We start from the raw sequence: 22,641 nt of genomic DNA, 5'->3' as shown, positions 1-22,641 counted from the left end.
GATGTATTCTAATCTTTATAAATTCGTAGCCTCCATTGGCTACTTTGTTTTCTTTTCCACCAGCCTCTTTGCTAATCCTATTTCAGTTGCATCCCTTACCTGTGAGTACCGGGTCAATCCGCTCGGCATCGATGTGACCAATCCGCGGTTTAGCTGGATACTGTCTTCGGATGAAAGGGGTCAGCGGCAGACGGCTTACGAACTTATTGTCTCCACAGATATGCGGAAGATCAGGAAAGGAATAGGTGGCACGTGGTCGGCCGGAAAGGTCGACACCGATCAGAGTATCCATGTGGTGTATGAAGGGGAGCCACTGGAACCGTTTACCCGGTACTTCTGGCGCGTGCGTGTTTATGATAAAGACGGCGGCGTTTCTCGGTGGTCCGAAATCAATTGGTTTGAGACGGCTGCCTTGACGAGTGGCGATTGGCAAGGGGATTGGATAACCGATGGCCGTTCGCCGTTCGCTCAAGATGCTGATTTTTACCAGGATGATCGTAACCCATTATTTCGCAAATCGTTTGATGCGAAGAAGCGCATTGCATCGGCACGGATGTATATCAGTGGGTTGGGCTATTACGAGGCGTATCTGAATGGCGAGAAAGTCGGTGATCGCCTACTGGAGCCGGGATGGACTGCTTATGATGAACAGGTGCTATATTCGGTGTATGATGTTACCGATCAATTACGAAGAGGTGCAAATAGCGTAGGCGTGATGTTAGGTAACGGTTGGTATAACCCGCTTCCACTCCGTTTCTGGGGGGTGTACAACTGGCGGGATGCACTAGCCACCGGGCGCCCGAAAGTCAAGGCCATGATTCGAATGGAATATAAGGATGGTTCGGTTGATGTAATTGACACCGATCATACCTGGCAAACGGCGCCGGGACCCATTGTACGAAATAGCATCTATTTGGGCGAACACCATGACGCAAGGCTGGAAGACCCGAACTGGTGTACGGTAGAAGGAAGTTTAGCGGGGTGGACAGGCGCTACCGTAGTTGACGGGCCTAAGGGGGTGATGACGGTGCAGCAACAACCACCGGTTCGTATAACGAAAGTGGTGAAACCGATCGAAGTGAATGAGGTAGAGCCGGGCGTGTTTGTATACGACATGGGGCAGAATTTTGCGGGGGTAGCCCGTATTCGTGTAAAAGGGCCCGCAGGTACCAAGATTACCCTACGGTATGGCGAAGATCGGTATCCCGACGGGCACGTGAACCTGATGACTACGGTGGCCGGCCAGATTAAGGCCGGTAATGGTGGGCCCGGCGCACCGGAGATTGCATGGCAAGAAGATAGTTACATCCTTAAAGGAGGAGAAGTGGAAGTGTGGGCGCCGAAGTTTACCTTTCACGGGTTCCGATACGTGGAGGTGAGCGGATGGCCGGGCCAACCAACGCTGGACGATATTGAAGGGTTACGCATGAGTGCGGATTTGGAAAAGGCGGGTTATTTCTCTTCTTCAAACGATTTATTTAATAAATTGGATAACGTCATCCAGTGGACATTCTTAAGCAATGTGTTCAGCGTCCTGTCCGATTGTCCGGCACGTGAGAAATTAGCGTATGGCGGTGATATATTATGTGGTGCGGAGACATTTATGTTCAATTATGATATGAGTCAGTTTTACACCAAGACGATACGAGATCATGCCAATGACCAACGCCCTTTAGGGGGCATTACCGAAACTGCCCCGTTTGTTGGGATTGCCGATGATGGCCCCGGGGATGGGTCCGGACCACTGGGGTATCAAGCGGGATACCCGTACCTTATCAAAAAAATGTATGATTTTTATGGCGACAAGCGGGTTATCGAGCAATACTATGCGTCGCTACAAAAGCAAATCGAATTCCTCAATGCCCGTACTTCTAATAACTTGTTTAGCACGGATCTCGGTGACCATGAGTCGTTGGAACCCAAGAATAAGCCGTTGACCGCTTCTATTTTCTATCACCTTCACGCGAAACTGATGGCCGAATTTGCCGGGATTCTCGGGCGATCGGGCGACGAACGGAAATACACCGCGTTAGCGGCTCGAATCGAGAAGGCGATTTCCGCTGAGTTTGTAAACAAACAGAGTGGTATCGTTGGTAGCGGAACACAGTCCGACCAGTTGTTTGCTTTATGGGGTAGGGTAGTTGATGATGCGGATATCGAGCGGGTGTATCAGCTGCTTAATGCCGCTTTTGATGAGAAAGATTGGCATGTATCGACAGGTATTTTTGGTACGAAAATGATGTTTGATGTTTTCCGCGAAAGAGATGATAATGAACTGGCGTATCGCGTAGCAAACCAACGTACATTCCCCGGATGGGGCCATATGGTCGAGAATGGCGCGACAACGATTTGGGAAACATGGAAATACTCCGACAATACGTACTCCCAAAACCATCCGATGTTCGGATCCATTGGCGAATGGTTCTATCGGTCGTTACTGGGCATCAACGAGGCCGCACCCGGTTTTAAGCGCATAAAAATCAAGCCACAACCTGCGGGCGACTTACGCCATGCCGAAGGCGAATTTAAATCGGTTCATGGTACCATCGGCAGTTCATGGCGCATTGCGGAAAACGGATTCGAATTGGATGTCGACATACCGGTAAATACCCAAGCCGAAATCTGGATTCCACGTGCCTATGGTACGGTGATGAGTGAGGGTGGGAAAGCGTTGGATCAGGCTGAAGGAATCACCCGCCTGCGAGATGACGAGGACTATACCGTGGTGCTAACCGGTTCGGGGCATTATCGGTTTAAGACCGCTAAATGAGCGCATTCATTTCCTTCGTATAATACTCCCCAGGACGTTTGAGTTCCGGCTGTGCCAAGTAATTCTCGGTAATCGATGCCAGGAAAAGCTGGATTGATAAATTAATTAAATTTTTTTCGCTGCCCGTGTAGCGTTCCCCGCGCTGCCTCCGTTTATCTTTCGATAACGCCGCCTGCCTTTGCCTATCACTGAACATCAGAATAATGGGGGCGCGGCTACATATTTTTAACCACTAAACAAGATTAAAATCGAATGACCACTCAACGCACCCTGATTCCTGGATTAATCGTCCTATTAATTGCACTTTCCTTTTCTACTCAAGCTCAAACGATCGTTGGCCTACGCGCGGGTGTCCATTTCTCGAGTGTCAGTTTCACTGATGCAGGCGGCGAGCATGAACATACCGGGATAATACCGCGTGTGCAGGCTGGCCTCACGGTTGATATTCCCCTGGCAATGGGATTATACCTGCAGCCAGCAGCCATGTACGTCGGTAAAGGGTTCAAACAAGACGGCGGTTGGCTGGCGGATGCCGATAATGAATTCCAAGCGGCGGTATCTTATGTCGAAGTACCGCTCAATCTGATTTACAAGCTATGGATAGGTGCGGGAAACCTCGTGGTGGGGGCCGGCCCATACGTAGGGTACGGGATTGGTGGCACGTGGGAGGCTGAGGGGAACGTGGCCATTGGCGATGTTGTACTCGCCGAAAGCCGTGGCGACGTCATTTTTAAGAACGATGTGGCAGATGGTGAATATGGCAGTTATCTCTACGGAAAGCCTTGGGACTACGGTGCGAACGTGGTGGTAGGCTACCAGTTTTCACCAAAACTGACGCTCCAACTCCAAGGTCAGTTTGGTATCGCTAACCTGATGCCGGAGGTAGATGGTAAAGAACCCGACGGTAGCATACGTAACAATGGGTATGGCCTCACTATCGGGTATGGGTTTTAGGGCCTATTGGTAGATAAAAAAGATCTCCGGACATTGCTGGCCGGAGATTTTTTATTTAACGAGCTGCCGCTCGCTCTTTTTCAAATAATGCGCGCATCTCCGCTAAGGTCTCCGCGTATGCGGGGTCCTCAGCTACATTGACACGCTCTTCAGGATCATTTGCAAAATCGTAGAGCGCCTCGTAATCGTGCTCGGGGTATTTCATGTACCGGGTTGTTTTCGTAACCACGCCTTCCACTTTTGGCAATCGCGGCGTATCGAAAACCGTATGTTCATAGAAGAACGCATCACGTCCGTCGATTTTGCCACCAGCGAGATCCATCAGGTCAATACCCTGCATCCGCGACGGCACCGGTATTCCGGCCATGTTCAAAATGGTGGGTGCCACATCGATATTCAATGCCATAGACTGACTTTCGACATCGTGCAGTGCGTCTTTGCGGGGGTCATAAATAATCAACGGAACGTGGATACCGACATCAAAACCGTACCATTTCCCCATAATACCGTGCTCGCCGAGGGAAACGCCGTGGTCGCTCGTATAGACAATGATCGTGTTGTCGGCAACACCCATCGAGGCCAGCTTCTCCCGGATCCTTCCAACGGCTTCATCCAAGCCAGTTACCAACCGGTAATAATCTTTTGCATTCTGCTGGAAAAGCTCGTCAGACGAAAAGAAACCGTGCCACCGTTCGCGAGCGATGTTCTCATCGGTGCGGAAGAAATCGGGGAACGCCTCCCAGTAACGTTCGTCGGCTGTTTCGGGTCGCGGAATAGTTACATTGTTGTACAGTACCTGATGCCTTTCCGGCACGAGGTAGTGGGCAGGGACATCAGCCTTCGGGTCAATCTCATGGGCTGCGCTGAAACCTAAATACAGATGAAAGGGTTTGTCGTCCGATTGCTTCTCTAACCAAGCTTCGGCTTTACGGACGATATTATCCGTATTATGAACCCCGTTGGCCATCCATGGGATACCCGATTCAAAATAATCGTAGTAGCCGCTAGGCGCCACATTACCTACACCATACGAGCCGATAGATGCGGTACTATAGCCGTTTGCCCGAAGCAAAACGGGAAAGGTCTCCAACATCGCCTGGTGGGTGAAGCTGGTCGTAAAGTCATTAATGCCATGACGGGCGCGGTGCTGACCCGACAATAAACTGGCGCGGCTTACCGAGCAGATGGCCGTAGTAACGTAGGCATGGTCAAACATCACGCCCGACTGGGCCAGCTGGTCCAAATTCGGCGTGATGACAAACGGATTGCCCGCAACACCGAGGGCATCGCCTCGGTGACTGTCAACGACGATAAAAATAATATTTGGCTTAGACGCCGACGGTGGTGGGGTAGGGGTCTTGGGTTCCGCCGGCTTGGAGCAGGCCAATTGCGATAGCGATAAAAATAAGAAGATAAGTAATCTCATGATCCATCAAATTTTAGTAACCTGGGTTCGGTTCAAGTTGGTTAATCAATTCTTGCTCTGCCGGAATGGGGGCGAGAAGGTGGTAAGGCTGGATGTCCTTTCCTTGGGCACGCAATACCTCGATGGCACGTTCTGTGCGCAACAAATCGTGCCAACGCTGATTTTCAAAGCAGAATTCGACCTGCCGCTCCCGTTCAATCAACGATGTTAGCTGGGCTTTGCTCAGGCCCGAAATGTCATCCATCAATCCGGCGCGGTGCCGTACTTGTTCAACAAACGGTATCGCGTCTGCGGTGCGGTTAAGCGCATTTAAGACTTCAGCATACATCAGCAACACATCCGAATAGCGGAGAACCGGGAAGTTATCACCGCTCCACCCCAGGGTAGCACTCTGCGGACCCTTGTACTTGGCACAGTAAAAAAACTCGTCTTCTATGCCGTTCAAATCGGGCCCAACCCACTTACCGATGGATACATCATACCGTTTATCACCTTCTTCAAATGCATTCAGTAGTTCGGGGGTGGGCCGTATCGAACTGCCTACGGGTAGGGCAACGTTCGGACGCCCGGTAACCTCGCCGGCCGAAGTGGCGGGCGCATTGAAAAAGATAAACGTATTGGCCAATGCACCTGCACTTTCCGCATACTGGATAGCAAATAGCGTCTCGTAGTAATCCTTGTTTGTGGGGTCGAATACATCCGCATAGTCGGATAGCAATCCATGACGACCGGATTGGATAACGGCCAGCAAATGTTGTTCTGCAGCATCGTAATTTTTGGTCGTTAGATAAACCTTACCCAATAAGGCTTGGGCTGCACCCACGTTTGCCCGGCCCAGTTCTTCGGTGTCGCCGATATTACCAAGGTTTTCGATGGCGGTTTCGAGGTCCGAAACGATCTGTGCATAAACGGCATCAACGGGTGAGCGCTTGATGCCTACAGCCTCTTGGCCGGTGATTTCTTTGGTAACCAAGGGTACACCGCCGAACTGGCGCACCAGATCGAAATAGTATAACGCCCGCAAAAAGTACACTTCGCCCAATGACCGGTTCTTTAAGTTCGGCGTTGACCAAGCGTGGTCGATAGATTCCAGTGCCTGGATAGCGATGTTGCAGTTGTATATTCCGGTATACGAGTTGCTCCAGAAACTTTCGTGCCTGATACTAGCTGAACTTAGCTTAAAATTGTCACTTCGGCTCTGTTCGATGTTGGTATTCAATGCCTGGGTGGTCATGTTATCGGATTTGACCTCGTTGACATCCCAGTTTACGACTTTGCCTAGGTTGCGTAGTGGAATATAACTTGCATTGACCAATAAAACGAACTCTTCGTCCGATTGGTAAAAATTAGACTCGTTGAGACCGGTCTCCGGGTAGAGGTCTAGAAAACTATTGGAACAGGAGACCGACAACAACGCAACGATGAGTATGATGGAATGAATTTTCATGATTTCAGAGATTAGAATTTAACATTTAGGCCAGCGGTGATGACACGGGGAATCGGATAGGCGTTAAAGTCAAAACCCGGCGAGAGCGTATTGTCCACGTTTGATGCCTGCCCCTCTGGGTTGGCTCCTTTGTATTTCGTGAACGTCGCCAGGTTCTGGGCACTTACATACACCCGGAAACGCTTAAACACATCCGACCCGTTGAATAATCCGGTAGGTAAAGTGTAGCCGAGCGCAAGGTTCGTGATCCGTAGGTAAGATGCATCTTCCAGCCATAACGTATTGACTCGGTGAACGATCTGTGGGCCGGCGGCGTGCATGCCATCGCCGGGGTTTTCCGGCCCGCGCCAACGGTCGACCCATTCTTTCCCGATATTGAATAATCCTTGGAGGTTGTCGGTTGTCTGCCGCACACCATTCATGATGTACCCACCCTGGCGCCCGCTTAAAGCAACCGAGAAATCAAAATTACGGTAAGTTACCGTGCTGTAGAATCCAGCGGTAAAATCAGGGTGTGGGCTACCCAATGAGGTGTAGTCCAGTATTTCTGCCACCGAGCCATCGCCATTTATATCACGATATTTGGGCCAACCGGCAGTCGCGCCGGGGTATTTCGGAACGTCGGGATTGTCGATGTCGGCTTGCGAATAAACGCCCTCCAGTATGAAACCATAGAACATGCCGATCGGGTCCCCGACCGCGGAGTAGTTTGAGGCCCGCCCGTCTACGCTGCCCGATAGAATGGGGTCATTGTTTTCGTTAGTAGATATGATCTTGTTGCGATTGAATGCGATGTTGAAGCCTACATCCCACGTAAATGCACCGCGATATGGACTGGCATCGATAGCCAACTCGATGCCTTTGTTTTCCACGGTTCCCTTGTTTACCAACTGCGTGGAGAATCCGGTGATGGTGGGGATATAGTCGTTAAGTAGCATCCGTACGCTCCGGCGACGATAGAGATCGGCGGTAAAAGCGATCCGGTTGTCCAGTATATTCAAATCCAGTCCGGCGTCTATTTGTTCCGACTCCTCCCACCCTAAATACGGATTGGAAAGGCTAACCGTAGCGGCAGATACCGTTCGGTTATTGAAAACATATTGGGTGGCGTTTACCGATGAGAGGTGCGAGTAGTTGCCGATGTTGTTGTTGCCACTGCGCCCATAAGATGCCCGTAGTTTCAGTTGGTCTATGGCACTTACGTCGTTGAGGAATGCTTCTTCCGACATCCGCCAGGCAACGGCTGCCGACGGAAATAAAGCGAAGCGGTTGTTCGTGCCAAACCGCGATGAGCCGTCGCTACGAAGCGTGGCGGTAAACAGGTATCGGTCGTTGTACGTATAGTTTAGTCGACCCAAGTAAGAAATCATGCTCCATTCGCTGATGCCTTCGTCCCAAGAGGTGATGCCGGGAGCGGCATTGATGGTCTCGATAAGGTCATTGGCAAAGGGGCCGGCATTGACGATCAGCGATCGGTCCCTGTTTTTTTGTGTAGTGTACCCCAATAAGCCAGAAAAGGCATGATCGCCAAAGGTCTCTTGGTAGGTGAGGGTGTTTTCTACCAGCCAGTTGAATCCTACCCTACGTACGCGACCTGCAGAAGCCGATTCCGGGCGTGGCGCCGCATTGGGCGAGCCGACCGTGCTCGGTCTAAAGGTATTGGTATTGGTGGTACTGTATATCGTACTCAAGGCGGTGCGGAATTGCAGTCCCGGAATAATGTCCCATTGGAAGGCGACATTCCCGAGGTTACGAAGCTCGTTATACCGGTGGCTGGTTTCTTCCAACATAAATAGCGGATTGGGGAAGCTCCATGGGTTAGACGCATACACATTCGCCGGCATTTGGATATAGGGAATGAGATTCCCTGCCTCGTCATAAGGCTCCATGTTGGGGGGTGCCCAAAGTGCAATACTCATGGCCTCACTGCGGCTCGAACCACTCGCGATGCGATCTTGGTCTACATACGAGGGGCGTAGCGACGCTTCGATTTGTATCTTATCATTAAACTGATAGGTGTAATTGAAATTTGTGGAGAACCGCTTGAACCCCGAGTTGTAAACAACGCCTTCCTGATCGTAATAACCGAAGCCGAGGTAAAATCTCGAGCGGTCCATCGATTTTTGTAAATCAACCGAGTAATTCTGTACAATGGCGTCCCGCAGGATAAGGTCGTACCAATTGGTGCCCTCACCGATGTGCTCCACGTCTTGATAAATTGCAGGATAGTCGGACTCAACCGGTTCGCGGTCCAGCCGTTGGCGTACACCTGCCGCGATACGATCCCGCTGGTAGATGGCAAAGTCTTGTGCATTCATCATCTCAGGTCGCCCTTGCTGCGGAACCTGATTGATACCTACATAAGAAGAGACATTGATCTCATTCGTTTCTTTTCCTGCGTTTTTGGTGGTAATTAGAATCACACCATTGGCACCACGGGAGCCATAGATGGCGGTAGATGATGCGTCTTTCAATACCGATATATTTTCAATATCTGCCGGATTGATAAACGAAAGCGGGTTGAGAATCAAGTTGGACGACGATGAATAAGGCATGCCGTCAATGACATACAGGGGCTCGTTGCCGGCACCCAATGAGCCCGCGCCACGGATTCGAATGGAGGTGCCAACCCCGGGGGCACCAGATCCCTGTTGGATTTGTACGCCCGCAATCCGGCCAACCAATTGCTGGTCGATCGAGGTAACCGGCTGGTCGCCGAGCTCTTCTGCCGAAATATCGGTAACGGAACCCGTCAGGTCACTGCGTTTCATGGTGCCGTAACCGATAACGACCACCTCACTCAGGTCGCTCATTGTCGCTTTCAAAGTGACGTTAACCGAAGTTCGGCTGCCGATGGTTTGCTCGCCGGATTCAAACCCTACAATGGAAAAAGAAAGGGTGGTGCCTCCACTGGGAACCGTAAGGGTATACTGGCCATCGGTGTCGGTGGTGGTCGCCGTTGATGTGCCTTTCACGCGAACGGTAACCCCAGCGAGTGGCTTCCCTTCTTCGTCGGTAACCCGTCCGACCACGGTATTTTGGGATGTTTGTAACGATGTTGGGTTAGTACGGGTAGTCGAGGGGTTGCTTTCGGCGCGAGCAATGATAATGGTACGGTCTTCAATATACCAGTCGAGGTTTTTCTCAGCCAATATGGCGGTCATCGCCTCGGCTAGCTCGGCTTGTTTCACATCAACACTTATCCGTGTTTGGGCAATCTGATCGCCTAGGAAAAAAAATGAATACCCTTGCTGGTCCTGAATGGTGTTCATGACTTCCTGGAGGGGCATGCTGCGCGCCGTCAAGGTAATTTTCTGAGCCTTGCTCTCGGCCGTAGCTTGCAGCACGAATACCAGTGTAATAAAAACGGTTAGCTTCATAATCAAAATGAACCGGTATTTGATGAGATGAATATCGCTCATCACAAGTTGTGAAAAACTCATATATTTGTATGTTTGGATAATAAAATTGGTTAACTCCACGTAGCAATACGCTGGCATTACGATGTCCAGACATTATCCGGGTGGTGTTGTGAGCATCATCCGGTTTTTTATTGCACTATTTCTGTGATTATTCTGGTACGGTCTTTTCCATAATTTTCAATTTAATGATGACTATTTCGGTTACTTAATCGCTTTGGTTATGTTTTTGTTTTACCACCGATGATGAGCTGATATCTTTCGTCTTGCGGAACAACCTGAAAGACCAAGCCCGCCTTTTCCAGTATTTTCAAGATAGCACCCAATGATTTATTACGTTCGAGTTTACCATAGAATTGTACGTTGGGTACATGGTGTGGATAAACCACCTCGATGTTATACCACCGGCCCAGCTGCGCAAAAGCACTTTCTGGCGAATCGCCATCGAAATAAAAGAACCCATCTTTCCAAGCGGTAAAAGGGGCCGTATCCACGGTTTCGACATGGCCGGATGAGCCGTCGACCACCGCTTGCTGTCCAGGCGACAAATGAAGTGGACGGATGGCAGGGTCGCCGTAACTGACGGTCACATTTCCATCAACTAGTGTGGTGCGTACCAAGGGTTCTTCCGGATAGGCACTGAGATTGAATTCCGTGCCGAGCACTTCGATGGTCTGCCGTTGATTAATGATTTTAAAAGGCCTGTCGCTATCGTGTGCAACCACGAAGTAGCCTTCACCTTCGAACTCAACGACGCGTTCTTCTGCCGAAAATTTGGCTGGATATCGCAATGTAGAGGCTGCATTGAGCCATATCATGGTGCCATCAGAGAGGGTAACTTGGTATTGGCCGCCATGGGGGACCGAAATAACCATTGGCGACAGCTTGCCTCGCGATGCATCGTCCGCTGAAGCGGAAAGCACAGCACTACCGTCGGTGTATTTTAACGTATCGCCCACCAATATGCCGCGTTGCCATTCATCCAGTACAACGGTTTGGCCGCCGGGGAGGGTCAACTCGGCCCGGTTTCCACCGGGTTGGATGTCAGCGGTTTGAGATATCGTCGGTGCTGTCCCATCCGATGGGCCCATCCGAAGATCGAACATCAACCAAGCGGTAACGATCAGCGGCAAGACGATGGCTGCAGCAACATATCGTAACCATCGGCGACTCAGTTTCTTTACGGGCATGGACGTTTTGGCCCGTACAGCCTGCTCCATCCTGTCGAAGCGCGTTGTGCCGTTTTCACCACCCCAGAGCTCGTCGAACGCTTTTGTATCGGCGATCACAGCTTCCTGATCGAGGAACTGGTCAAGCAATTTCCGGTTCGCAGGGTCTGCTGCGGTCCAGGTCTCCAACCGATTTATTTCTTCGGGGGTGATGTTCTCCTGAAGCATTTTTAAGATCAATGAAGATATGTCTTCAGACAAGGGCATGTGATTGGTTTTTTACCTGTGTATAAATAGATACAAGAAAGCGGCGGAAACCTGTCGATAAAAAATAAATTTTTTATCGACGGCTAATCATCGGGCTTTTGTGCTTAAAAATCGACCGCAGCGCTTGGGTAGCTCTTGACCGGGCAAGGAACACGGCATTGGTAGAAATTCCCAATGCCTCACAGATTTCGTCGGTCGTGAAACCTTCGAAATAACTGAGGCGAAAAACGGCGGCTTGTTGTGGTGGGAGCCGCTCCAGCTCCGCATGTATATGCGTAATCGTTTCCGCATGAATCATTTTAGTGAGTACATCGTTATCCGAAAGCGGGAGGTTTTCCGAAAGCTCCTCAGCGTTGGCTTGGTGCCTTGTATAAGAAGTCTTTAAGTGGTTAATGCAAGCATTGCGTGTTGCTAGATAGAGAAAAGCTTTTACATGTTCCGTAGATTCGAACTGCTCGCGTCTATTCCATACGTTAACGAAGGCATCTTGGACAATTTCTTCGGCAACAGTAGTATCTTTAACGATATTTTGCGCAAAATACGTCAATGTCCGCATGTGCAGCTCCATGAAATGCCGCAGGCCATGTTGATGACCCTTCTTTAATAAATGTAGATAATCATAATCTTGGGTATTCATCGCTTGCGAATATATCACAAAGCAGGCGGAAAGAGGGTTGTCTCCCCATGCTTATCCACTTTTTAACAAAAAGATAATACCTGATATTCCGTACCGTTGAATACAACCTGCTCGCCGGCTTGCATACCCATAAGCCGTTGGCCCAACGGTGACACGGCTGAAATAACCCAGTACGACACATTGCCAATCTGCAATTGCCCCATGCTGATGGCGATAAAAAAGATGCCACGGTTTGTGGTAACCAAACTTCCTAGCCTTACAGGTCCCTGGTCCATACGCATATCTATATTAACGAGCACGTGCTCCATGCGTTTCGCATCCGCCAATAACTGATGATGTCGTTTCAATTCCTGTTGCATCATCTCGCGCGTGGTCTCAAATTTGTCGCCAGCGCTGCTTTTGGTGTCGTCTTGTGCTGCGTCGTTTGCCGAAGCGATGGCTTGCTGCGCATTTGCGATGCGTTGGTTCACGTAACCCTTGCACGCCGCCAGTAGAGCCGTCTTCGTGGTTTCAGGTGCTGTTGCTTTATCCATATATGTATCTTCCTTATCGAGGGTTTCCATTTTTTGCAATGCGGGGTGAATATCGATAAAATGTTTGGGACATCACAACCCCTGCCGTTTATACAATACTTGAAAATTTTAAGAATTTTTAATGAAATAAAATTTCTAGTTACCAAAATATAATATACATTTGTATGTAACAAGCCGGTGACAGCCAAACTAAACGATCGTAGAACGTGGTCACCTGCCGATTAAAACTAGAAACTAAACGAGTATGGAGAGAAACAGACACTTTACAAGCCTTTCATTGCGAAGGCACCTACTAGTAACCCATTTAGGAATTAACGATTTTTTAGACGATTAGCAACCGAAGCGCCTCTTGCCAATTTTTGTATGTGAATAAGAGGTAGCGCGAGTTCAATCGAAAATCAGGCATACGCTTTCGTACGGTGGTACGGTGGTGCTATGCGTAAAATGATGTTATTGTTTGTACGATGTTGCAAGCAAACCAAGAGTGTATTCGCTTTTTTAAAAACCATTAAAATGCCATGAGAATTATTGGAATTTTGTTTTTACTACTATTGCATGGAGTAAGCCAGGCCCAAACCAAGCAGGTTTCCGGGGTTGTGAAAGACGCCACAGACGGAGCCACGTTGGCGGGGGTCAGTTTATCCGTGCAAGGGAAGCCCCTTGCTACGCAGACCGATGCGAACGGGGAGTTTTCAATTGAAGCGGCCATCGGCGATACGCTGGTGTTCTCGTTTGTGGGTAAACTGCCTGCAAAAGAGGCCGTAGGTGATCGTAACGTATTGGAAATCCTGTTATACGACGACGAGAGCCAATTGGATGAAGTTACCGTGGTGGCTTTCGGTACCCAAAAGAAGACCAGTGTCGTCGGGTCGATTACCACCGTACGGGCCGCGGACCTGCGGGTGCCGTCTTCCAACCTGACCAGCTCATTCGCCGGCCGTATTCCGGGGATGGTGTCGTTCCAAACCACGGGCGAACCGGGCGCAGATAATGCGCAGTTCTTTATCCGGGGGGTTACCACGTTTGGTTACCAAACATCGCCACTTATCTTGATTGATGGATTCGAAGCATCGACGGATGCCTTGGCGCGGCTCAGGCCAGATGATATCGAAAGCTTTTCCATCCTGAAGGATGCGTCGGCCACCGTACTTTACGGCGCCCGCGGGGCGAATGGTATCATTATGATCACCACGAAGTCGGGCCGCGAGGGGCCGGTGCAGGTGAACGCACGGATAGACTTCAACGTAACGACCCCGGTGCAGATGACCAAGTTGCTTGACGGGGTGGAGTATATGCAGCTTTATAACGAGGCGCGGATTACCCGCGACCCGCTATTAGGTGCCTACTACTCGCAACAAAAGATCCAGTCGACCATCGATAAGGAGAGCGCCATGTTGTTCCCTAATGTGGACTGGCAGGAAACGTTATTCAATAAGTCCACGAATAATACCAAGGCGAATGTTAATCTCTCGGGCGGCGGGCAAGTGGCCAATTACTATGTATCCGCCGGTTGGGAGAAAGAAACCGGACTGTTGAAAGTGGATAACCGCAATAATTTCAATAATAACATTGATATCAACCGGGCGTTCATCCGTTCGAACGTGATTTTCAAGCTCACACCGACGACGACACTAGATACCCGGATTCAAGGGCAGTTTGAGCGTTATACCGGGCCTTGGGCATCGGCAACGGATATTTTCTTTCAGGTTATGCAGAGTAATCCGGTCGATTTTCCGGCCGTATATGAACCCGATGCAGCCAACGAGTTTGCCGATCATACCCTTTTCGGTAACACCTGGGTCGGCGGCGGCATGAAAGCTAATCCTTATGCGTCGATGGTACGGGGGTATGAAGATCGCAATGAAAGTCGACTGACCACCCAAGCGACGTTGATGCAGGATCTGGACTTTGTCACCAAGGGATTAAAATTCCAGGGCCGTGTCTCGGCCAACATCTGGAGCCAGTACCAAAGCCGACGAACCTATAGTCCGTTTTTCTATTCGTTGCAAGACTACAACCAAGTGACGGGCGATTACACACTGTATTCACTGAATCCGAATTCAGGGTCGGTTTTCTTGGGTAATGTGGTGCCGGGACGGAATGCTGACGGCCATTACTATTTCGAAGGCCGGTTTAATTGGGATCGCGTATTCGGAAAACATACCGTCGGCTTGATGACCGTAGGTATGATGGAAGAGAAGCTGCTCACGTCCGGAAATAGCACGTCGATTTACGAAACGTTGCCCGAACGCAATATGGGTAACTCCGGGCGGGCTACCTACGACTATGACGACCGGTATTTCTTCGAATTTGCCTACGGGTATAACGGGTCGGAAAAATTTGATGGATCCAAGCGGTACGGTTTTTTCCCTTCGTTTGGTGGCGGCTGGCTGATTTCCAACGAGAAGTTCTTTGAGCCGGCAACGGATATCTTCAGTACGTTGAAGCTCCGTGCAACGTGGGGACTGGTCGGTAACGATGCCATCGCCAATCGTTCGGGGCGCTTCTTCTACCTGTCCGATATCGGTCTTCAGGGTGGAACAAATACGACAATTAATGGGTATCGCTGGGGGACCAATTTCATGAACGCCTATAGCGGATACTACATCAACCGGTACGCCAATGCCGATATTACCTGGGAGGTGTCTGAAAAATATAATCTGGGCCTCGAAATCGGTTTGTTCAACGAAGCGCTGAAAATCGAAGGCGACTTTTTCCGGGATGTTCGGAGCAACATCTATATGGTACGCCAGAATTTTCCATCGACAGCAGGTTTGGAGGCGAGCATCAGCGGAAACGTAGGTAAGGCATTGTCCCAGGGTTTCGACGGTTCCATCACGTACCAGCATTTCTTTAACAATGAGTTTTGGCTGAATGGACGTGCCAACTTTACCTATGCGACCAACGAATACCTGGAATTGGATGAACGCGATTATGCGGATAGGTACTTGAGCCGACTCGGACATAACATCAACCAACAATGGGGGTTGGTGGCCGAGCGGTTGTTTGTGGACGAAGCGGAAATCGCCAATTCACCCCGCCAGGATTTTGGCGAATACATGGCCGGCGATATCAAGTATAAGGATATCAACGGCGACGGCGTAGTGAACGGGAACGATCAGGTGCCGCTGGGTTTCCCCACGGTGCCGGAAATCCAATACGGCTTCGGCTTGTCGGCCGGTTACAAGCAGTTTGATTTCTCGTTCTTCTTCCAGGGCAACGATCGGGTGTCGTTTTTCATCAACCCGGGTGTAGGTGGCGGAAATGATAATGACGAGGGCATTGCGCCATTTGTCAACCGTCGGAATGCGTTGGAAGTGGTGGCACGGGATTACTGGACGGAAACCGATCCGAATGTGCACGCGTTCTGGCCCAGGTTGTCCACGGAACCGATTGATAATAATCTCCAGCAATCCTCTTGGTGGTTGCGCGACGGCTCGTTCCTGCGGTTAAAAAGTGTGGAATTGGGCTTCAGCCCCAAAGGGCTTGAGCGTATTGGTTTAGGCCCGGGCACGCGTATCTACGTGAGTTCGGAAAATCCGCTGGTGTTCAGCAGCTTTAAGCTGTGGGACCCCGAAATGGGTAGGCGCGGATTGCGTTATCCGCCAAACAGAAGGTTTAACATAGGAATTCAGTTGTCTCTATAATATAAATAAAGATGAAGACGTTTTTGAAAGTTGGGTTAGTGGTGTGTGCAACATTATTGTCGCAGTCTTGTTCCAAATATCTCGATGTGGTTCCAGACAACACCATGACCTTGGAAGATCTCTTTGATACCCGGGAAACCGCCTATGAAGCATTGGCGCGGGTATACAGTTACATCCCCCGGGTAGATGATACGCATTTAACCATGTGGTCGTTGGGCGATGAGTTTGTTGGCCGGCTGGATCTCAACACGGCGGTAGGCAACTTGCGGGCCATGCGCATCATGCGGGGCTTACAGAGTGCCACCAGCCCGCAGTTAGGCACCTGGTCGGGCACCGAAGGGGCGAAAAGCCTGTACGACGGCCTCCGCCAATGCGATGTGTTTCTACAGAACATCAACACCGTGCGGGATATGGGCGATTTGGAAAAAGCCGAATGGGCCGCGCAGGTGACCTTCCTGAAAGGGTATTATGCATTTTTACTGGTGCGGCAGTACGGGCCCATCGTGCTTCCAACCGAAATGGTGTCGCCTGAGTCCTCGAAAGAGGAACTCTTCTTGCCGCGCTCAAAGGTGGAAGATTGCTTCAATTATATCCTGACCCTGATGGATGAGGCCATCCCGGACCTTACCGAGCGGACCACCGAGAGCAACATGGGCCAGGTTGATCAGGTTGTAGCCAAGGCCATCAAGGCCCGGGTGTTGTTTTACCGCGCCAGCCCGTTCTTCAACGGCAACCAAGAGTATTTCGGCGATTTCGTGGATCACGACGGCCAGCCTTTCTTCCCGCTCGAATACGATAATGAAAAATGGAAACAGGCGCTCGACGCCATCAATGAATCCATTGCGCTTTGCGAGCAGAACGGCTTGGGGCTTTACCATTTTGAAAAAGAGCCGTTTATTTACGACCGTGAAGCCTTTGCGGCAAACGAGGAGAATATGCGTACGCTGTACGATCTGCGTATGGTGATCTGCGACCCGTGGAACAACGAGCTGGTATGGGGTTATTCTAACCACAATTACTACGGTCAGGGCGAGCTGGCCCACTCCACCAATATCCGCCTTCCCGAGGGTTACGGCGATGGCGTGGTGAATACCGCAGCCTATTCATGGCAATGGATGGCCGCTACGTATAAGATGGTGGAACGGTATTATACCCGCAACGGGTTGCCCCTCGACGAGGATTTGACCTACAACACGGCCTCCATGCACGAGCTTACCCAAACCCCGGGCTTGCTCGATCCGGAATATACCGAGTTGAACGGTATCATGCAGCCGGGGGCGGAGACCATTAATATGTACCTCAACCGCGAACCCCGCTTTTATGCGAATTTGGGGATCACGGGTGGGTTCTGGCGTGCGCACACCGTACGGATAAACACGATGATGTATAACGGTGCCGATGGGGGCTACAATTCGTCTACTCATGCCACGGATTTCCTGACGACGGGTATCGGTGTACAAAAACTGGTACACCCCGAATCACAGTCCAATGCATGGCAGCGGGTAATCCGTTATCCGTATCCACTGGTGCGCATGGCTGATCTGTACCTGATGAAAGCGGAAGCGTTGAACGAATACGGCAGCGCGCCGACTCAGGAGGTGTATGATGCCGTGAACTTGGTCCGTGAACGGGCCGGTATCCCCGATGTGGAAGAAGTTTGGTCGGATGCCAGCTTGGCGAAAACGGTCAACAAGCACCTGACGAAGGAGGGGATGCGCGACATCATTCTTCAGGAACGCGCGGTTGAGCTTGCTTTCGAAGGCCAGCATTTCTGGGATATGTGGCGGCACAAGCGGGCGGTAGCGGAATTTTCTTCGCCGGTTTGGGGATGGACCCATACCGGTACCACAGGTGAATCGTTCTTCCAGCTTGAAGTGAAGCAGGCCCGGCGGTTTACCATTACCGACTACCTGTGGCCCATTGATTTGAATGAATTGAACACAAATGGAAATCTGATCCAAAACCCAGGATGGTAACCATCCATAACATAAGGAGCATTATGAATAAGATAAAATATGTTGCAATGCTGGTGGCTACGCTGCTCATTATCGGGTCTTGCAAGGAGGAAAACCGATATGCCAGCCACGTTAACGATAGCGATGCGCCGGGTAAGATCACCATCGTTGATCAAAAACCATTGTACGGTGGCGCACGGTTTTTCTACGACCTGCCGACGGATGAAGACCTGCTTCAGGTAGAAGCGGTATACACGGCCGAAAATGGTAAGGAGTACACTTTTTCGTCGTCTTACTTCATCGATTCACTCGATGTGTACGGATTCGGGAGTACCGATGCGCATGAAGTTACGCTGTATGCAGTCGATCGTTCGGGCAACCGCTCCGACCCGGTGACCGTATCGATTACGCCGTTGGAACCGGCCTTTAGCCGCGTGGCTTCGTCCATCGAAGTGAAGTCGGGCTTCAGCTCGTTTTTCCTCGATTGGACCAACGAGCTGGAGCAGAACGTGAACGTGTATGTCGATTATAGTTTTACGCTCAATGGGGAGCAACGGCAGTTGACGACCGTATTCTCCTCGAATTTGGCGGAGGATCGGCGGTTTATCCGCGACCTGTACCTCTCGCCCCAAGACCAGGTAAAGGTGAGTGTACGGGTAGAGGACCAGTTCGGTAACATCACCGAGCCGGTGGATAAGGGTTCCCTTTCGTTATACGAAGACATCGAGATACCTAAAGACAACTGGTTTTTGCCCGATGCCAACGACAGCATCGGCGGTGTGCCGATGGTGTTTGGGGACGGCCTCGAAGGACGTTCGGCGAAGGTGATCGATGGCATCATCGATCAGGGTGATAACCTTAATTTCATGCACACCCACAGTCGTGGACGCACCGGCAATACAGCCGACGGCAATATGCCGTGGAACTTCATCATCGATATGGGCGACTATTATGAGCTGAGCCGCATCGTGACCGTGCAGCGGCACTCGGGGGGGCTATCCAACATCAATAGGGGCCAATACTACCAGTCGGAAAATGTAGGGATGTATAATATGTACGCGTGGGACGATGACGCCCAAGATTGGGTGTTTATTTCCATGCACAAAATACCGGTACCGGTAGGGCTCAGTGAACTGGAATACGTCCAGGCCGGCGAAGCGGGCGATGAAGCCTACATGTACCCCGATGACCCACAATATACCAAGCCAACCCGTTGGTTCAGGTATGAGGCGATAAAGAGTTTTAACGGAAATTATACACTTGAAGACGCAAACTGTTTGTCTGAAATCACCCTCTATGGGCGTAAGGCCAATCAATAACGCGTTTTTCAAAATACAGTTGACATGTTAAGCAGAATCATATTTTTCTCCTTGCTATCCATCACCTTTTTAGGTGCATGCGATGGCATGTACGATAGCTTGGATGAGTATTCGGGCGAAGTGGTTTACCCTGCTAAATACGATACCATCGTAGGGCATATCGGTTATGAGCGGGTTGAAATCGATTTGATGAAGGCGGGCCGTATCGCCAGTGATAAAATCAATTTAGGGAAAGCAAAGAAAACCGTCGTGGAGTACGACGACCAACGGATCGTGATCGACTCATTGGTTTCGTGGGTGAACATCACGGGGCTCACCCAGCCCAAGTTGTACCGTTTCCAGATTTATACCATCGATGAGTTTGACAACAAATCGGTGCCGCATGAAATTGCGCTCATTCCTTATACCGACAGCGATGTAGCAGGGCTTGCCCTTAGCGCACCCCGGGTTCTCACGTCGCCTTCTTCCGCGGTGGTCGATTGGCCGAACGGTCTTTCCTCGGTATTATTAGATTACAAAAGCTTGTCGTTTAGCTATACTGATAAAGATGGTGAGACGCATACCGATGAGCGGGGAGCTGACTCGCGTTTCTTCATTCCCAATTTGCAATCGGGCGAACCGACGACGGTAACCATTACCTACAATGTGGTACCCAAGATCAATAACGTTCCGATCCTCGATTCAATACCGCTTACCAAAGAGTTGGTCATCAATATGCCCACCAGTAGCACCCCGTTTGCACCTACAGAGCGGTCGATATTGGAAGCCAATGGGGTAACCACGTTCACGGCGGATGGCGTAGCGTCAATCACCAAGCTGGTCTACCCGATACACGCCAATTCGTTGCAGGATATTTTCTATTTCCAAAACCTCAAGGAACTCGACCTGACGGGCGGGGATTTGTTTGAAATGACCACGCTCGACTATGATCGCAGTGGCATCCAAATGACCGTTGGCGGTGGCGATTGGGTGCCATTTGCACGGAAGGTGGCCGACATTCCATCGGCAAATGCACAGACGCTTAAAGATATGCTGGAGTCGGGTCTCATTGAAAAGGTACGTTATGTGCCGAACACCATGGGTTTGGACGCCCTGCTGAGCCCGTATGTAGAAAGCGGTATAGTGGAGTTGGTCACGACACCGGATGAAGTGCTGATTCCGGCGAATTACTTCCTTGATGGTGAATTGCAATCGAGTGCTTGGCGTATGGATATCACCTATCCGGCAACGGACGCTCCTGCAGGTACAGGTTTACAAAATGTGTTTAAGACCATTCTGAAAAACCGCAGTGCATCCTTCGCTTTCGCTTTGCCGACCGAATACCGGTATAATGTCGAAGAATACAAATACCTTAAATTCAAAGTGTACGCGCCGGCGAAAAGTTCGTTCGACGGTATATACGCGCCTTATCAACGCCTTTGGCCACGGTTTATGAATTACATGTGGGCATTTAATCAGCACAGCAATTTTGGGCAGGAGTATTGGGCGCCTAATGCAAATGACTTTAAGATCAATGACGCCGATCTGGAGAAATGGACAGAAGTGACGGTCGATTTATCCGAAGCGTTGGGTAGACACAACCGGGTCGTGGTCATGAATGTAGGCGGCGAACCATCGCTTACGTTCGATCCTCCCGCAGACATTGTCTATTACTTCGCAAATTTCAGGTTTACGAAAGAGTAGCCGCGAAACCGGTTTTTAGGATATTGGCCATTCCCCATTAAAAAGGGAATGGCCTTTTTTGGTTATGTTATGCCCGGCTGAGCCGGTAAATATGCCGGAGGTGAGAGGCAAGTGCACCCACCATGGTACGATGCTCCAGGTAGGTTACCCCAAATTCTTTACACGTGGCTTTCACCAATTTATTGATGGCCGGATAATGCACGTGGCTGATGCGCGGGAATAGGTGGTGTTCCACTTGGAAGTTGAGCCCGCCGAGCAACCACGAAACCGTACGGCTACCCGTTGCAAAATTGGCCGTGGTGCTCAATTGGTGCACCATCCATTCCTGTTCGATTTTTCCGCTCCCTTCATCCGCAACCGGAAACTGGGTGGCTTCGACAACGTGGGCCAACTGAAAGACAACCGCCAAAAACAATCCGCAAGCAACACCGGCAATGAGCCAGCCTACCAATGCCGGCAGCCAGCCTACCGCAACAATGGGAATAACCAAATAAACCGCTATATAACCGATTTTGGTAGCCCAAAAGATAAAATGCTCACGCAACGGCATGGTTTTACGTTCGGCCTGTTGTCCCATCTTACCCGAAAAATACTTTTCGAAATCCTGGAACAATACCCAAGCGATATAGGAAATGCCATACAATACAAACCAGTAGGCAAATTGAAACCGATGAAACCAGCGATGAGGCTGGTCGGCGTGCATACGCATAAACTTCACGTCGATATCGTGGTCCAGACCGTCTATGTTGGTATACGTATGGTGGTTGATGTTGTGTTTCTGTTTCCAGAAGTATATGGTGCCACCCAGCATGTTCAAGCTATACGCTGATATGGAGTTTAACAGCTTGCTTTTGGAAAAGCTTTGGTGCCCCCCTTCGTGCATAATGTTGAACCCGATGGCCGCGAAATTGATGCCAAGCAAAACACACAGCAGGCAGGAAAGCCATATCGGCATGGTCACTGCAAGCAATATGACGTACAGCGCGATGGCTGTGGTGACCAGTGTAACACTTTTAATATAGAGCTTCCGGTTGCCGGTGTTGGCGAGCTGCCGGGTCTTGAAATAGTCGTTTACCCGCGCGCGAAGCGTGGAGGCAAAGGGCTTGTTTATGCTGTTGAAACTAGTCTTGGACATGTATGAATGAGTGTGTTTAAAAATAACGCGCTCCAATATACGGATTTAGAAGCAGGATAGGGCGTACCCCTAAAAAAAACCATCCGGTTAGATCACCGGATGGTTACTATACAATACCTGAAAAATGGATTAAATCAATTTGACATTTACTGCGTTGAGCCCTTTTTGGCCCTGAGCGACTTCAAAGGAAACCTCATCGTTTTCACGGATACGGTCCTTCAACCCCGAAGTATGAACAAATACGTCGTTTCCGCCGTCATTGGGGGTGATGAAACCGAAT

Annotated in this window: 14 protein-coding genes; 6 read left to right on the top strand and 8 right to left on the bottom strand. The window is 50.3% G+C overall.

Translation table 11 applies throughout. From position 1 onward, the window contains the following. Window position 1 precedes the first annotated feature (1 nt). Both U9S71_RS18595 and U9S71_RS18590 read left to right on the top strand, forming a co-directional pair. Window positions 2-2,770: a family 78 glycoside hydrolase catalytic domain gene (locus tag U9S71_RS18595; protein WP_326329233.1), complete on the top strand. Its 2,769-nt coding sequence runs from the start codon at window positions 2-4 to the stop codon at window positions 2,768-2,770. Between the two features lie 252 nt (window positions 2,771-3,022). Next, window positions 3,023-3,724: a porin family protein gene (locus tag U9S71_RS18590; RefSeq protein ID WP_326329232.1), complete on the top strand. Its 702-nt coding sequence runs from the start codon at window positions 3,023-3,025 to the stop codon at window positions 3,722-3,724. A 55-nt stretch (window positions 3,725-3,779) separates the two neighbouring features. Here the strand turns inward: U9S71_RS18590 and U9S71_RS18585 are convergent, their stop codons facing one another. From U9S71_RS18585 to U9S71_RS18560, 6 genes are all read right to left on the bottom strand, one after another. Then, window positions 3,780-5,150, bottom strand: coding sequence for a sulfatase family protein (locus tag U9S71_RS18585; RefSeq protein WP_326329230.1), 1,371 nt, complete (start codon window positions 5,148-5,150; stop codon window positions 3,780-3,782). Between the two features lie 13 nt (window positions 5,151-5,163). Further along, a complete protein-coding gene (locus tag U9S71_RS18580; protein WP_326329229.1) occupies window positions 5,164-6,597 on the bottom strand; it encodes a RagB/SusD family nutrient uptake outer membrane protein in 1,434 nt (477 codons plus the stop codon). 11 nt (window positions 6,598-6,608) lie between these two features. Continuing rightward, on the bottom strand, window positions 6,609-10,040 hold the full coding sequence (locus U9S71_RS18575; protein WP_326329228.1) for a TonB-dependent receptor: 3,432 nt from the start codon (window positions 10,038-10,040) through the stop codon (window positions 6,609-6,611). Window positions 10,041-10,237: 197 nt separating this feature from the next. Continuing rightward, a complete protein-coding gene (locus tag U9S71_RS18570) occupies window positions 10,238-11,446 on the bottom strand; it encodes a FecR family protein (RefSeq protein WP_326329227.1) in 1,209 nt (402 codons plus the stop codon). A gap of 79 nt (window positions 11,447-11,525) precedes the next feature. Then, window positions 11,526-12,089, bottom strand: coding sequence for an RNA polymerase sigma factor (locus U9S71_RS18565; protein ID WP_326329226.1), 564 nt, complete (start codon window positions 12,087-12,089; stop codon window positions 11,526-11,528). A gap of 62 nt (window positions 12,090-12,151) precedes the next feature. After that, a complete protein-coding gene (locus tag U9S71_RS18560; RefSeq protein ID WP_326329225.1) occupies window positions 12,152-12,622 on the bottom strand; it encodes a 3-oxoacyl-ACP synthase in 471 nt (156 codons plus the stop codon). 518 nt (window positions 12,623-13,140) lie between these two features. On the opposite strand from U9S71_RS18560, the gene U9S71_RS18555 reads away from it, so the two are divergent. The 4 genes from U9S71_RS18555 to U9S71_RS18540 are packed head-to-tail and all read left to right on the top strand — an operon-like array spanning window position 13,141 to window position 21,226. Next, on the top strand, window positions 13,141-16,269 hold the full coding sequence (locus U9S71_RS18555) for a SusC/RagA family TonB-linked outer membrane protein (protein ID WP_326329224.1): 3,129 nt from the start codon (window positions 13,141-13,143) through the stop codon (window positions 16,267-16,269). 11 nt (window positions 16,270-16,280) lie between these two features. Next, window positions 16,281-18,245: a RagB/SusD family nutrient uptake outer membrane protein gene (locus U9S71_RS18550; protein ID WP_326329223.1), complete on the top strand. Its 1,965-nt coding sequence runs from the start codon at window positions 16,281-16,283 to the stop codon at window positions 18,243-18,245. Window positions 18,246-18,268: 23 nt separating this feature from the next. Beyond that, on the top strand, window positions 18,269-19,543 hold the full coding sequence (locus tag U9S71_RS18545) for a DUF4959 domain-containing protein (protein WP_326329222.1): 1,275 nt from the start codon (window positions 18,269-18,271) through the stop codon (window positions 19,541-19,543). A 24-nt stretch (window positions 19,544-19,567) separates the two neighbouring features. Continuing rightward, window positions 19,568-21,226 carry a DUF4998 domain-containing protein gene (locus U9S71_RS18540; protein WP_326329221.1) on the top strand — a complete coding sequence of 553 codons (1,659 nt, stop codon included), beginning with the start codon at window positions 19,568-19,570 and terminating at the stop codon, window positions 21,224-21,226. 67 nt (window positions 21,227-21,293) lie between these two features. Here U9S71_RS18540 and U9S71_RS18535 read toward each other — a convergent pair whose 3' ends face one another. Further along, complete coding sequence (locus U9S71_RS18535) at window positions 21,294-22,361, bottom strand: fatty acid desaturase family protein (RefSeq protein WP_326329220.1); 1,068 nt, start codon at window positions 22,359-22,361, stop codon at window positions 21,294-21,296. A 129-nt stretch (window positions 22,362-22,490) separates the two neighbouring features. Then, the coding region (locus U9S71_RS18530) for a cold-shock protein (protein WP_326329270.1) at window positions 22,491-22,641 on the bottom strand (151 nt) is incomplete at its 5' end.

Source organism: Parapedobacter flavus, assembly GCF_035818675.1.
GTDB classification, from domain to species: Bacteria; Bacteroidota; Bacteroidia; order Sphingobacteriales; family Sphingobacteriaceae; genus Parapedobacter; species Parapedobacter flavus.
This window is presented reverse-complemented; position numbering and strand designations above follow the sequence as displayed.

Coding starts and splice junctions, on each gene's coding strand:
- U9S71_RS18575 (WP_326329228.1), bottom strand. CDS start 10,040: ATGAGTTTTTCACAACTTGTGATGAGCGATATTCATCTCATCAAATAC.
- U9S71_RS18585 (WP_326329230.1), bottom strand. CDS start 5,150: ATGAGATTACTTATCTTCTTATTTTTATCGCTATCGCAATTGGCCTGC.
- U9S71_RS18540 (WP_326329221.1), top strand. CDS start 19,568: ATGTTAAGCAGAATCATATTTTTCTCCTTGCTATCCATCACCTTTTTA.
- U9S71_RS18565 (WP_326329226.1), bottom strand. CDS start 12,089: ATGAATACCCAAGATTATGATTATCTACATTTATTAAAGAAGGGTCAT.
- U9S71_RS18580 (WP_326329229.1), bottom strand. CDS start 6,597: ATGAAAATTCATTCCATCATACTCATCGTTGCGTTGTTGTCGGTCTCC.
- U9S71_RS18545 (WP_326329222.1), top strand. CDS start 18,269: ATGAATAAGATAAAATATGTTGCAATGCTGGTGGCTACGCTGCTCATT.
- U9S71_RS18595 (WP_326329233.1), top strand. CDS start 2: ATGTATTCTAATCTTTATAAATTCGTAGCCTCCATTGGCTACTTTGTT.
- U9S71_RS18590 (WP_326329232.1), top strand. CDS start 3,023: ATGACCACTCAACGCACCCTGATTCCTGGATTAATCGTCCTATTAATT.
- U9S71_RS18535 (WP_326329220.1), bottom strand. CDS start 22,361: ATGTCCAAGACTAGTTTCAACAGCATAAACAAGCCCTTTGCCTCCACG.
- U9S71_RS18555 (WP_326329224.1), top strand. CDS start 13,141: ATGAGAATTATTGGAATTTTGTTTTTACTACTATTGCATGGAGTAAGC.
- U9S71_RS18550 (WP_326329223.1), top strand. CDS start 16,281: ATGAAGACGTTTTTGAAAGTTGGGTTAGTGGTGTGTGCAACATTATTG.
- U9S71_RS18560 (WP_326329225.1), bottom strand. CDS start 12,622: ATGGATAAAGCAACAGCACCTGAAACCACGAAGACGGCTCTACTGGCG.